Annotated in this window: 13 protein-coding genes; 5 read left to right on the forward strand and 8 right to left on the reverse strand. The window is 63.4% G+C overall.

Translation table 11 applies throughout. From position 1 onward, the window contains the following. Window positions 1-139 precede the first annotated feature (139 nt). Complete coding sequence (locus VKR55_RS15445) at window positions 140-1837, reverse strand: sensor domain-containing diguanylate cyclase (RefSeq protein ID WP_324404771.1); 1698 nt, start codon at window positions 1835-1837, stop codon at window positions 140-142. 111 nt (window positions 1838-1948) lie between these two features. Here VKR55_RS15445 and VKR55_RS15450 point away from each other — a divergent pair, with 111 nt between their 5' ends. Beyond that, entirely contained in the window at window positions 1949-2638 is a 690-nt protein-coding gene (locus VKR55_RS15450) for a YggS family pyridoxal phosphate-dependent enzyme (RefSeq protein WP_324404772.1), read from the forward strand. Between the two features lie 165 nt (window positions 2639-2803). Here VKR55_RS15450 and VKR55_RS15455 read toward each other — a convergent pair whose 3' ends face one another. Together VKR55_RS15455 and VKR55_RS15460 are read right to left on the reverse strand one after the other, a co-directional pair. Beyond that, window positions 2804-3589: a 2-keto-4-pentenoate hydratase gene (locus tag VKR55_RS15455; RefSeq protein ID WP_324404773.1), complete on the reverse strand. Its 786-nt coding sequence runs from the start codon at window positions 3587-3589 to the stop codon at window positions 2804-2806. Between the two features lie 4 nt (window positions 3590-3593). Continuing rightward, window positions 3594-4142, reverse strand: coding sequence for a L,D-transpeptidase family protein (locus VKR55_RS15460; RefSeq protein ID WP_324404774.1), 549 nt, complete (start codon window positions 4140-4142; stop codon window positions 3594-3596). A gap of 261 nt (window positions 4143-4403) precedes the next feature. Here VKR55_RS15460 and VKR55_RS15465 point away from each other — a divergent pair, with 261 nt between their 5' ends. After that, the gene (locus VKR55_RS15465; RefSeq protein WP_324404775.1) at window positions 4404-5090 is read left to right on the forward strand and encodes a response regulator transcription factor; all 687 of its coding nucleotides are present in this window, start codon (window positions 4404-4406) and stop codon (window positions 5088-5090) included. A 50-nt stretch (window positions 5091-5140) separates the two neighbouring features. After that, entirely contained in the window at window positions 5141-5584 is a 444-nt protein-coding gene (locus VKR55_RS15470; protein WP_324404776.1) for a cyclic nucleotide-binding domain-containing protein, read from the forward strand. Between the two features lie 137 nt (window positions 5585-5721). On the opposite strand, the gene VKR55_RS15475 is transcribed toward VKR55_RS15470, so the two are convergent. The 4 genes from VKR55_RS15475 to VKR55_RS15490 all read right to left on the reverse strand — a co-directional run bounded on the left by VKR55_RS15475 (window position 5722) and on the right by VKR55_RS15490 (window position 11297). Beyond that, complete coding sequence (locus VKR55_RS15475) at window positions 5722-6537, reverse strand: exodeoxyribonuclease III (RefSeq protein WP_324404777.1); 816 nt, start codon at window positions 6535-6537, stop codon at window positions 5722-5724. 138 nt (window positions 6538-6675) lie between these two features. After that, window positions 6676-7449 carry an outer membrane lipoprotein carrier protein LolA gene (locus VKR55_RS15480; protein ID WP_324404822.1) on the reverse strand — a complete coding sequence of 258 codons (774 nt, stop codon included), beginning with the start codon at window positions 7447-7449 and terminating at the stop codon, window positions 6676-6678. A gap of 163 nt (window positions 7450-7612) precedes the next feature. Continuing rightward, window positions 7613-10063: a DNA translocase FtsK gene (locus VKR55_RS15485; protein ID WP_324404778.1), complete on the reverse strand. Its 2451-nt coding sequence runs from the start codon at window positions 10061-10063 to the stop codon at window positions 7613-7615. Between the two features lie 19 nt (window positions 10064-10082). Then, entirely contained in the window at window positions 10083-11297 is a 1215-nt protein-coding gene (locus VKR55_RS15490) for an aminotransferase class I/II-fold pyridoxal phosphate-dependent enzyme (protein ID WP_324404779.1), read from the reverse strand. Between the two features lie 172 nt (window positions 11298-11469). Between VKR55_RS15490 and VKR55_RS15495 the strand changes: the two genes are divergently transcribed. Together VKR55_RS15495 and VKR55_RS15500 are read left to right on the forward strand one after the other, a co-directional pair. Next, window positions 11470-11703: an AbrB/MazE/SpoVT family DNA-binding domain-containing protein gene (locus VKR55_RS15495; protein ID WP_414642383.1), complete on the forward strand. Its 234-nt coding sequence runs from the start codon at window positions 11470-11472 to the stop codon at window positions 11701-11703. Then, window positions 11700-12098 (forward strand): type II toxin-antitoxin system VapC family toxin, encoded by a 399-nt coding sequence (locus VKR55_RS15500; protein WP_324404781.1) that lies wholly within the window; start codon window positions 11700-11702, stop codon window positions 12096-12098. The genes VKR55_RS15495 and VKR55_RS15500 overlap by 4 nt, the downstream gene beginning before the upstream one ends. 51 nt (window positions 12099-12149) lie before the next feature. Here VKR55_RS15500 and VKR55_RS15505 read toward each other — a convergent pair whose 3' ends face one another. Continuing rightward, window positions 12150-12737 carry a L,D-transpeptidase gene (locus VKR55_RS15505; RefSeq protein ID WP_414642384.1) on the reverse strand — a complete coding sequence of 196 codons (588 nt, stop codon included), beginning with the start codon at window positions 12735-12737 and terminating at the stop codon, window positions 12150-12152. Window positions 12738-12815 lie beyond the last annotated feature (78 nt).

Here is a 12815-nt window from a genome sequence, read left to right on the forward strand (position 1 = left end):
GACATAGTCTTCTATCCGCGCAGGAAGCAGGCAGACCTGGTCCCGGCTCTCGCCGCTCTTGAATGTGTGATTCGTCATAAACCGAATCGTACATCAATTGCCGGAAATGCCGAGTTCTTGCCCAGCCTCGACGGGCAAATCAACCCACCATCGCGACCCTGCCCGCCGTGTCCGTCACGCGCACAAACCCATGCTCCACGACGGTGTTGCGGCCGCGGTGTTTGGCGGCGTAGAGGGCGGCGTCGGCGGCTTCGATCAGGTCGCCAGGCCGCAGGCTGGCGTCGGGTTTGACGCACGCGACGCCGACGGAGACGGTGACGCAGTGATGGCTCGACGTTCGATGCGGCAGCGCCAGATCCAGCACGGCCGCGCGCACCTGTTCGCCGATCTCGCGGGCGCGGTCGGCGTCGGTGTTGGGGAGCAGCAGACAGAACTCCTCGCCGCCATAGCGGGCGGCAAAGCCCATGGTGTCGGCGGCAATGCCCGACAGCGTTTCCCCGAGCCTGCTCAGGCAGGCGTCGCCCTCGGGATGGCCATAGGTGTCGTTGTAGAGCTTGAAATGATCGACATCGATCATCATCAACGACAGCTCGCAATCATATTGCTGCGCCTTCATCCATTCGAAATCGAGCCGGCTCTGGAAGCCGCGGCGGTTGGCCAGCCCCGAGAGCATATCGATCGAGGCGATCACGGTGAGGCGCTCGTTGGTCGCGACCAGCTCGGCTTCCCGCTGGGAAAGCTGCGCCGCCATCGCGTTGAAGGCACGCGCGAGCGGCACGAATTCGGACGGCAGGCCCGAGCGCACCGCGCGCGCGGTGCGGTCGCCCTGCCCGAAACGCTTGGCCATCGTCGCCATCATCTCGATCGGCTGAATAATCAGCTTCTCGGCGGCGATCAGCGCGCCGAGCAGCACGAACAGGGTGACAAAGCAAAGCTGTAAATAAGCGGTGCGGATGTCGCGGTTGATCGCCGCCGTCACGCGGTCCTCGTCGATGCTCGCGATCAGGCGCGCGCCGGTGCCGGCGATCCGCGCGAAGGACAGCGCGCGCCGCGATCCGTCGGCGGCAACGAAGTTGAGCGAGCCCTGTCGGTCGTTTGAGCTCAGCGCCTCCTCGGCGATCGCCGCGAGCAGCGGCACGGCATCGAGCGGCCTGCCGATGATGCCGGCTTGGCCTTTCGGCGCCGCCAGCACGGTGCCGTTGGCGTCGACGAGGGCTGCGGAGATACCGGGCTTGCCGCCGAGATTGTCCATCAGCTTCGACATCCAGTCGAGATTGATGGAGGCGACCACCATCGCGTCCGAATCGTGGTTGATGAGGGCGACCGGATAGGCCGCGAGAATCACGGCCGTCTTGATGGCTTCGACATAGGTGAAATCGCTGAACACCAGCGCGCCGGTCGCGCGCGCCTTCTTCATATAGCGCCGCCCGGAGAGATCGACGCCGATGAATGTGTTGTTGGTCGAGCACTGCACGTGCCCGTCGCCGCCGACGAGCAGCACGTTGCGGATCCAGGGCAGATTGCCCGGCAGGCTCGCGCGCAGCATATCGCAGGCCTGGCTCACGCCGCCGGCGGAAGCGCGGATATAGGCCGCCGATTTCAGCACGGTCTCGACGGACGAGATCACCTCGCGCTGGGTGTCGGCGGAGTGACTGGCGAGCCTGGAAAATTCCGCCGAGGCCTGCGCGACCTGCCTGGCGCGGGCATTCTCCAGCGAGCGCGCGCGGTCGAGCATCAAAGGCACGACCAGGATCACGGCCAGCAGCGCAAGCCGCGCACGTATGCCGAGAAGCCGCTTGAGTTTCGCTTTCCTGCGGTTGAAACTGACGTGAGACATCGGTGAGCCCCTACCCCGCGCGGAACGTAGAGGGAATGATTGAAGACCCCTTTTAAGGAACTCGGTAAAATTCGACTTACCACCGTAGTTTTACGACCCGCAGATGAAATGATGACCGAACACACCACTGCCGTAACCTCGCATTCACCAAACGCACTCGCGGCCGTCGAAGAGGAGATCGTGCGCGCCTGCAAGGAGGCCAGGCGCGAGCGTGCCTCGGTCACGCTGATCGCAGTCTCGAAAACCTTCGCATCTGATGCGATTGTGCCGGTAATCGAAAGCGGACAACGCGTATTCGGCGAGAATCGCGTGCAGGAAGCGAAGGCGAAGTGGCCAGCGTTAATGGCGGCTTACGGCGGGCTGAAGCTGCATCTGATCGGTCCCCTGCAATCCAACAAGGCGAAAGAAGCGGTCGCGCTGTTCGATGCGATCCATTCCGTCGACCGGCCGAGCATTTGCCAGGCATTGGCCAAGGAAATCGAAGCCCAGAAAAAGCGGCCGCAACTCTTCGTCCAGATCAATACCGGCGAGGAGCCGCAGAAGGCGGGCGTCGCGCCACAGGACGCCGATGCCTTCATCGCGGCCTGCCGCGACAAATATGGGCTCGAGATTTCAGGCTTGATGTGCATCCCGCCGGTGAACGAAGCGCCGGCGCCGCATTTCGCACTGACCGCCAAGATCGCGGCGCGCAACGGCTTGAAGCATCTCTCCATGGGCATGAGCGCCGATTACGCGATCGCGATCCAGTTCGGCGCCACGCACATCCGCGTAGGCTCGGCGATTTTCGGGCACCGGGGATAAGAAGTTCGTCATTCCGGGGCGCGCCTCTGGCGCGAGCCCGGAATCCATACCGCGCGATATCTCAAGAACGCACAATGGCGGTACCAACAGTCATCGCCCAACCCAAGACTGGGGTTATGGATTCCGGGCTCATCGCTTCGCGATGCCCCGGAATGACGACGAGGTTTACTTGAATCCCACCGACACTTTTCCGAGCACGCCGAAATCCGCTTCCATCTTCTCGCCCGACTGAATCGCGAGCGGCGGGTGGCAGGTGCCGGTGGTCACCACCTCCCCTGCCCGCAGCGTCAGCCCGAGCCCGCGCAATTCATTGGCGAGCCAGGCGAGCGCCACGCGCGGATCGCCGAGCACGTTCTTGCCGTGGCCGACATGGCGCTGGCCCCGCAGCATCGTCACCGGACGCTCCTCGATGAGATCGAGCGCGCGCCAGTTTGCTGAAGTGGCCTGGCCGAGCACGAACAGATGCGCGCAGGCATTGTCGGCGATGATCTGCGCTTCGCCGGCGGTGACGAAATCGGCAAAGCGCGAGTCCGGGATTTCGATCGCCGGATGCAACGTGTCGACGGCATCCAAAACCTCGGCAACAGAATAAGAACTTTGCCGCGGCGGCAAATCGATACGCATGCGGAAGGCGAATTCCGGCTCGCCGACGCGCATGGCGTTGCCGGTCATCGGCGCTGTGCCGCCATCCGCGATCAGCGTATCCTGAAGGATCCGCCCAGCCATGGGCCCGGCGACATTGATATGCTTCTGCCCGGCCTCGCTGGTGGCGGCGATCTTCCAGCCAAATAGCCTTGCGCTCGATGAGCGCTCGATCTCGGCCTGGATGGCATAGCCCTCGGCTCTTGTCCGGGGTCGCATCGAGTCCGCGAGGTTGCCGAGCTTGGTGCCGGCGCGCCAATGGCCGACAAGCGTGCGCGAAGCGGAGTCGATCTGGTTGAAGTCGAGCATCGTGTTATCCAATCACAATTCTGGTCTTCGGTCCAAGCTGCCGCAACAGGCGCAGCATTGCCGCTTTGGTCATCGAGACGCAGCCCGCGGTCGGTGCATAATTCTCACGCGCCAGATGCAGAAACACCGCGCTGCCACGATGGGCGATGCGGGGGCGCGTGTTGTGGTCGATCTCGACGATGAAATCGTAGAGATGATCCTTGCGCGTGAGGTGGTCGCCGCCCTCGCCGCGCGCAAGACGGATCGGCCGGTTGTAGTGGCGATCGGTCGCGTCTTCGCACCAGGCGTCCTCGCGGCGGATCGCGCGCACCGGGATGAACGTCTTCGGCCTGGCGTGACGGTCAGCGCGCCACCAGAGTTGCCGCGGGCGAAACGTGCCCCGCGGCGTGCCGCCATCGCCCTCGCGCTTGTTGGCGCGGATGCCACCGCGGCCGAGCGCCACGGGAATGGTGAGTCCGCCTGCGGTGAGCCAGCCTTGCCGGGAATTTCCGGCGCGCGCCCGAATCCTGATCATGAGGAGCGGCCGATCGGGTGCGCTTGTCTCATAAGTCATTGAATATACGTCTCTTTTTATGCACGATCGGGCTTCGATGCAACTTGCCGGCGACATTGGTGTTCATTACAGGACATTCATCAAAACGCCTCCGAAATTTGGGGTAAACTGCCGTTCGGCTTGTGAATCGGCAATGGTTCCCTACCTGAGACAAGCAAGCCGGAAACGCGCCAAGAAAAGAGCAACGACGCTACCAAACTTTGCCAACTCGCGGCCGGTGACGCATGCCCTTAACCTGCCGCGCTTCGCTAGGATGTAACCATGGCCAATGCCCGCAAAATCCTGATCGTGGATGACGATACCGATCTCCGCGACACGCTGGTGGAGCAACTGTCGCTACACGACGAGTTCGAAGCATCCGCCGTCGACACCGGCGCGAAGGGCGCGAGCGCGGCGAAGGCCAATTCGCCCGATCTGGTGCTGATGGATGTCGGCCTGCCCGACACCGATGGTCGCGAGGTGGTCCGCTCGCTTCGCAAGGGCGGCTTCAAGGCTCCGATCATCATGCTGACCGGCCATGACACCGACTCCGATACGATCCTCGGGCTCGAATCCGGCGCCAATGATTATGTCGCAAAGCCCTTCCGCTTTGCGGTGCTGCTGGCGCGGATCCGGGCGCAACTCCGCCAGCACGAGGCCAGCGAAGACGCAGTGTTTTCGGTTGGCCCCTATAGTTTCCGCCCCGGCTCGAAGATGCTGACCGGCGCCAATTCGCGAAAGGTGCGGCTGACCGAGAAGGAGACCGCGATCTTGCGCTTCCTGTACCGGGCGGGCCAGCTCCCGGTCTCGCGCGAGACCCTGCTGCAGGAAGTCTGGGGCTATAATTCGGGCGTCACCACCCACACCCTGGAAACCCATATTTACCGGCTGCGCCAGAAAATCGAGAAGGACGCCGCCAATCCCGAGATCCTGGTGACGGAAGCCGGTGGCTACAAGCTTGTGCCGTGATACGATTCGCGAAGATAGCGAATCGTGGATGAGGCTTTACTAACCACCTGATGTCGATCGATGACGATGTAGCGCTCCTGGAGCGCGTCCCGACCTTGCGTCTGCTCGGCCGCGAATCGCTGCGGATGCTGGCGATCGGCTCCGAGCAGCGCAACGTGCCGCGCGGCGACCCGCTGTTTCAGCAGGGCGAGGATGCCGATTCCGGATTCGTGGTGCAGCGCGGCGCGTTCCGGATCGATGACGGCGCGGGCGCCGAGATCACCGTGGGCCCGGGTGCGCTGCTCGGCGAGCTCGCGCTGGTGGTGGCGATGCGGCGGCCCTCGACCGCGACCGCGCTGGAATATTCCAGCGTCATCCGCATCAACCGCAGCCTGTTCCAGCGCGTGCTAGAGAGCGACCCCGCCGCGGCGCGCCGCCTGCGCGACGAATTCGCCACCCGCACCAGCCAGATCGCCAGCGACATCCTGATCGCCGGCGGGAAACTGAGCACGTAAGCGCACAACCCTCTCCATTCGTCATTCCGGGGCGCGACGAAGTCGCGAGCCCGGAATCCATAACCACCAGCCTTGAGTATGGATTCCGGGTCTGCGCCTTGCGGCGCATCCCGGAATGACGACGAGGATGGACTGAGTCAAACCTCCAGCGTCACCGTGACCGGAACATGGTCCGACGGACGTTCCCAGCCGCGCGCGTCGCGCAGGATGCGGAAGTCCGAGACCGCGTCCTTCAGCGCGCGCGACACCCAGATGTGGTCGAGCCTGCGGCCGCGGTCGCCGACGGTCCAGTCGGCGGCGCGATAGCTCCACCAGGTGTAGACCTTCTCCGACAACGGTATCCGTTCGCGCGCCACGTCGTGCCAATCACCGGCACCGAGGGCTGCAAGCAGCTTCTCGCATTCGATCGGCGTATGCGAGACAACCTTCAGAAGCTGCTTGTGCGACCAGACGTCGTTCTCATTCGGCGCCACGTTGAGATCGCCGACCAGGATGTGGCGGTCTTGCCCGCGCGGATGCAACGGCTCGCAGGCCTTCATCTCGTCCAGGAATTTCAGCTTGTGGTCGAATTTCGGATTGAGCGCGGGGTCGGGAATGTCGCCGCCGGCCGGCACATAGAAATTGTGCAGCACCAGCGGTTTTGAAAGCTGAGCCTTTTCGCCGAACGAGACCGAGATGTGGCGGGAGTCGACGATGTCGCAAAAGGTGCGGATATCGGTGTTGTCGAACGGCAGCTTCGAGATCACGGCAACGCCGTGATAGCCCTTCTGCCCGTTCAGCGCGATGTGCTCATAACCAAGCCGCTTGAATCGCTTTTTCGGAAACGCATCGTCGATGCATTTGGTTTCCTGCAGGCACAGCACGTCGGGTCGGTGCGCCTTGATGAACTTGGCGACGATATCGATGCGCAGTCGCACCGAATTGATGTTCCAGGTTGTCAGGGAAAAACGCATGGAACCAGTTATGATCGTCATTGCGAGGAGCGCAAGCGACGAAGCAATCCAGCCAACAGGAAGTTCTGGATTGCTTCCGCCTTCGCTCCTTGAGCTACGGCGGACACGTCGCGTCGCTCGCAATGACGAGAGGCGGGATCAGCCCGGCGAGGTCGGATACTTCGTGAAGTCGATCTTGAACAGGCTGGGATCGGGCTTCTTCGTGGTGTCCAGGTTATAGACGGCGACCGTGGTGTCGTAGCCCTGCGGATCGGTGACGGTCCACTGCTTGAGCTGGCCGTCCTTGGCGCCGATCATCAGCATCAGCCTCGAGGTACCGACCAGCGCCTGCTTCTCCTCGATGGTGACGCTGATGAACATATCGTCCGCGGTGACGTTGACGACGTTGGTGTCCTTCATCAGGTCGATGCGGTCGGAGAGCAGGAAGCGCAGCGGCGTCTGCGACAGCGGATAGATGTCCTGCGTCGCGAGATTGCGATCGCGCACGGCGACCGAGGAGCCGTCGGCGATGATGTCGATCGGCGACGGCGGATCGTATTCGAAGCGGACCTTGCCAGGCTTCTGGATATAGAAGTCGCCCTTGGTCTTGGTGCCGTCGGGCCCGACCTGGACGAAATTCCCGACCAGCGACTGCAGCGAGGAGAGATAGTTGCTGACCTTGGCGGCCTCGGCCTTCTGGTTGGCGTCGAAAGACGCGAAAATATTCGTCGGCACGTTGCGATGCGGATCGGGGATGATCGGATCCGGCGGCGTGGTCTGCGTCGAGCCCGTCGTCAACCGGTTGTTGGCGTCCGCGCTCATGCGCATATTGTCGCGCGCTTTGGGTGCGGGCTTTGGCAGCGGCACCTGTTGCGCAGTCGAAGGTGCGGCGGTGATCATGCTGGCGACGATCAGAAACGCGCATGCGGGCATCGCGTGGTCACGCATGCGCGCGATGGTGATTCGGGATTTCTGATTACTTTTCAACGCATAATCCTGACTGGTCAGCGGCCATTTTACCTTACCGCAGTTTCGGTGCATTGCAGTATCGTTTTTCCGTGAAAGCCAGGTTGCGGCGTTCTGCACAACCCGATTTCTAGAATCCTTCTTCCTCTTCGGCGACGAGGATCTCGCGTTTGCCGGCGTGGTTGGCCTGGCCGACAATGCCTTCCTGTTCCATGCGCTCCATCAGCGAGGCCGCGCGGTTGTAACCGATCTGCAAGCGCCGCTGGATGTAGCTGGTCGAAGCCTTGCGGTCGCGCTTGACGATCGCAACCGCCTGCGTGAACAGATCGCCGCCGCCATCGCCGCCCATGCCGGTCGCGTCGAACACGGCGCCATCCTCTTCGCTCGTCTCTTCCGCGGTGACGGCCTCGAGATATTCGGGCGCGCCCTGCGTCTTGAGATGACGCACCACCTTCTCGACTTCCTCATCCGAGGCAAATGGTCCGTGCACGCGGCTGATGCGTCCGCCGCCCGCCATATAGAGCATGTCGCCCTGGCCGAGCAGTTGCTCGGCGCCCATTTCGCCGAGGATGGTGCGGCTGTCGATCTTCGACGTCACCTGGAAGGCAATACGGGTCGGGAAGTTCGCCTTGATCGTGCCGGTGATGACGTCGACCGACGGACGTTGCGTGGCGAGGATCACATGCAGGCCCGCGGCGCGCGCCATCTGTGCGAGGCGCTGCACCGCGCCTTCGATGTCCTTGCCGGCGACCATCATCAGGTCGGCCATTTCGTCGACAATGATGACGATATAGGGCAGCGGCTCGAGATCGAGCTTCTCCTCCTCGTAGATCGCCTTGCCGGTCTCCTTGTCGAAGCCGGTATGCACCGTGCGCGTCAGCTCCTCGCCCTTGCCCTTGGCCTCGATGAGCCGCGCATTGTAACCGTCGATGTTGCGCACGCCGAGCTTGGCCATGCGCTTGTAGCGCTCCTCCATTTCGCGCACCGCCCATTTCAGCGCCACGACGGCCTTCTTCGGATCGGTCACGACGGGCGTCAGCAGATGCGGGATGCCGTCATAGACGGAGAGCTCGAGCATCTTGGGGTCGACCATGATCAGCCGGCACTGATCCGGTCTGAGCCTGTAGAGCAGGCTCAGGATCATGGTGTTGATCGCGACCGATTTGCCGGAGCCGGTGGTGCCGGCGATCAGCATATGCGGCGTGCGCGCAAGATCGATGATGACGGGATCGCCGCCGATGGTTTTGCCGAGGCAGAGCGGCAGCTTCGCAACCGACTCGGTGGCCTCCTTGGCCACCAGCAGTTCGCGCAGATAAACCTTTTCGCGATGCGCGTTCGGCAGTTCGATGCCGATCGCGTTGCGGCCGGCGACGACGGCGACGCGCGCCGACAGCGCGCTCATGGAGCGGGCGATGTCGTCGGCGAGGCCAATCACGCGCGAGGATTTGATGCCGGGCGCGGGCTCCAATTCGTACAGCGTGACCACCGGACCGGGATTGGCTTTGACGATCTCGCCGCGGACGCCGAAATCGCCAAGCACGCCTTCGAGCCGACGCGAATTGGCCTCGAGCTCCGCCTTGGAGAGCGGCTGGCGGTCGGCGGCTTTCGGTGCGGCGAGCATCGCCATCGCCGGGAATTCCCACTTTTCGGATTTCTTCGCAGGCGCCTTCGGCGCGGCTTTCTTGCGCGGGGCGCGCGCGGAAGGCCGTTCCTCCTCCTCGTCATCTTCCTCGCCTTGCTCCTCGTCGTCATCCTGTTCGGGCGCGATCGACGGCGTGGCGCGGCCGCCGAGATTGGGCTCCTGGCGCTCGAACGAAGCTTTGCGCGACGAGGCCGGGGCGCTCGACACCAGCGAACGATAGGCCGTGCCGAGGAGCCAGCCGATCCGCGCCTTTGCGCTCATCAGCGCATGGAAGATCCACCCCAAGGAAATCGAGCCGCCGTCGTCATCGTCGTCCTCGAGCAGCGCGTCGTCATCCCCCAGCGGCGCCAGTTCTTCCTCTTCCTTCGGCTGCGAGCCCAGGCCCGACGCGATCAGGAACGTCACGATGATGGCTGCGAAGTAGATGAGGCCGAGCACGAAACGATAGATCAAGCCGGGCGGGCCGAACACGACCGCCGGCGCTCGCACCAGCGCATCGCCGACGACGCCGCCAAGCCCGGTCGGCAGCGGCCAGGCTGTGTTGTGTGGCCAGCAGCTCGCAAAACCGGCCGCGATCACGGTGCACAGCACCCACGCGCCGAGCCGCAGCGCCTCCCGATCGAAATCGCGATGGGTCATCATGCGCCAGCCCCACACGGCAATCGGCAGGATCAGCATGATCGCGCCAAGGCCCAGGATCTGCATCAGGAGATCGGCGCCGATCGCGCCAGGGTAACCGACGACGTTGCGGATCGCGCGCGAGGTGGCGTGGCTCAGGCTTGGGTCCTGCACCGACCAGGTCATCAGCGCCGCCGCGATAACGCCTGCGAGCGCGATCAGGCCGAGCCCCATCAATTCGCGCAGACGGCGGGCCAGCGCCTCGCGGATCGAGGTCGGCAGATGGCCGACCAGGGGAATGACGCGTTCGATCGCCGGCATGTGCCCCAAAGCCTCGCGATTAAGCCAAAGTTTCCACCAGCCGGTGCAGTGCCTCGGCCGTCGATTCACTGTCCGACACCAGCGCAAGGCGGATAAAGCCCGCGCCGGGATTGAAGCCGTCGCTCTGCTCGCGCGCGAGGTAGCTGCCCGGAATCACGCGCACGCCGGCGTCGCGATAGAGTCTGACGGCCGCAGCTTCATCGCCGCCGTGCTTCGATACATCGAGCCACACGCAGAAGCCACCAGCCGGGCGCTTGTAGCCGTAGCGATTGCCAAGAATCTGGTCGGCAAGGTCGAACTTGATGCGGTAGAGCTTGCGGTTCTCCTCGACATGCGCCTCGTCGGCGTAAGCGGCGGCCGCGACCTGCTGCAGCGGCACCGGCACTTGCGGTGCCGCGACATTGCGCAGCTCATGGAACGCCGCGAGAAATTTCTTGTCGCCAGCCGCAAAGCCGACGCGCATGCCAGGCAGGTTCGAGCGCTTCGACAGCGACTGGAACGCCACCACGTTCCTGAAGTCGGGACCGGCGTGCTCGAGCATGCTGCCCGGCGCGTCGCGCGTGTAGATTTCCGAGTAGCACTCGTCGCTCAGAACCATGAAGCCGAAGCGATCGGCGAGCTGCTTCAGCTTGCGGAAATAGGCCGGGCTCGCGACCGCGCCTTGCGGGTTCGCGGGCGAGGCGATGTAGAACGCGACAGTGCGGGCGAGCGTTGCGTCGTCGATCGCGTCGAGGTCGGGGAGAAAACCGTTTTCGACCGTGGTCGGCAGATAGATCTGCTCGCAGCCCGAGGCCTTCGCGCCGGCGCCATAGGCCGGATAGAACGGGTTCGGCATCAGGATCGCCGGCCGGCCTTTGCGCTCGCCCACATAATCCTTGGCGGTCAGTGCAGCGAAGAACAGGCCCTCGCGGCTGCCGTTCAGCACCAGGATTTCGGTTTCGGGATCGACCGCGCGGGGCAGCTTGAACCGGGTCGAGAGCCACGCGGTGGCCGCTTTCCGGAACGGCTCGATGCCGCGCGCCAGCGGGTAACGGCCGAAATCGGCGGTAAATTGCGCGAGCACGGGCCCGACGAAGCCGGGAACCGGGTGCTGCGGTTCGCCTAATGACAGCGTAATCAAAGGCTTAGCCGGCTTATAGGGCGCCAGCAACTCGGTCGTGCGCGCAAACGGCGAACGTTCGCTTTCCTTGGGTCCGGCCCCCAGGGGAGCGCGGGATGAAGCGGTCATGGCCATACGTTAAAACGCCAGCATGTTCTGAGGCCGCCGATCGCCAAAACGAGACCGGCCGGGAAGCGACAAACCACCATAGATACGGCGAGGTTAAGACGCGATTAACCATCGACGATACTGGACAGATTGCAAGGTATTACCATATTTTGTCTGGTAATACCGGGAGTTGGATATGATGACTAAGCTCACCCGCAAGGGCCAGGTCACGATTCCGAAGCCGGTGCGCGATCACCTCGGAATCGGACCCGGCAGCGAGGTCCATTTCCGCCGCGCGGCGGATGGCAGCATCGTGATCGAGAAGGCGGACGGCACGACGAGGCCGAGCCGATTTGCGAAATTAGTCGGTTCCGCAGGGCCCGGGCCGACCACCGACGAACTCATGGAGTTACTGCGTGGCGAGCCGGAATGACGTTGATTGATTCGAACGTCTTGCTCGATGTCTTCACCAGAACGCCGATCTGGTGGGAATGGTCGCTCCGACAGCTCGAAGACGCTGCTCTCCATGGTCCGTTGCTGATCAACGACGTGATCTACGCCGAGACGTCGATTCGTTTTCAGAGCATCTCGGATTTCGACAAGGTCATGGCAGAAGCCGGCGTGACGATGAGGGCGATCCCGCGAACAGCACTGTTCCTTGCGGGAAAAGCCTTCACGAAATACCGGGACGCTGGTGGTGCTCGTTCAGGCGTCCTTCCCGATCTCTTCATCGGCGCACATGCGCAAGCCGAGCAGCTCCCGCTCCTGACCCGCGATGTCAGGCGCTACCGCAGCTATTTCCCGACGGTGAGTCTGATTGCGCCCTGACGGAATCACCGCGCCGGAGCTGAACTCGGACAATTGGAGGCGGATGCCTCATTAGCTCCGGAAGGGGCCTGTCCAACCGCTCCCACCCGGCGGCAGCACAACGACAGGCGTTCCGACCCTTACACGATCAAAGAGATCGATGACGTCCTCGTTGGTCATGCGGATGCAACCGGACGAGATGGCCTGACCGATGTATTCCGGCTGGTTGGTGCCATGGATGCGGAACAGGGTGTCCTTGTTACCTTGGTAGAGATAAAGCGCCCGGGCACCGAGTGGATTGGCCGCGCCTCCGGGAACGCGCGACGGATAGGGACCGAGCCGCGCCTGGATCTCGGGCGTCGGGATCCAATCCGGCCATTCGGACATGCGCCCAACAGTAGCGACACCCGAAAAGGCCATCGCTTCCTCCCCGACCGCCACGCCGTACCGGATCGCCTTGCCTCCCGGCAGCACGAAATAAAGAAACCGTGCGTCGGTATCGACAAGGATCGTGCCCGGCCGCTCATTGCGCTGATAGTCGACGATATGCCGGCGGTAGGTCTCCGAAATGCTGGCTCGCGCATAAGGCGGATGGGCCAGCAACTGCCGGTCTCTCGGAGTAAAGCTGGCTTGCGAGGATGGTGCCAGCGTCGCTTGCATGCAACCGCCGAGCATCAAGCCGAGCAGTCCCACGATCAATAAGATGCGCCCACGCTTCGGCACGGTCTGTCCCCCCAA

The organism is Bradyrhizobium sp., assembly GCF_035309285.1.
Lineage (GTDB): Bacteria > Pseudomonadota > Alphaproteobacteria > Rhizobiales > Xanthobacteraceae > Bradyrhizobium.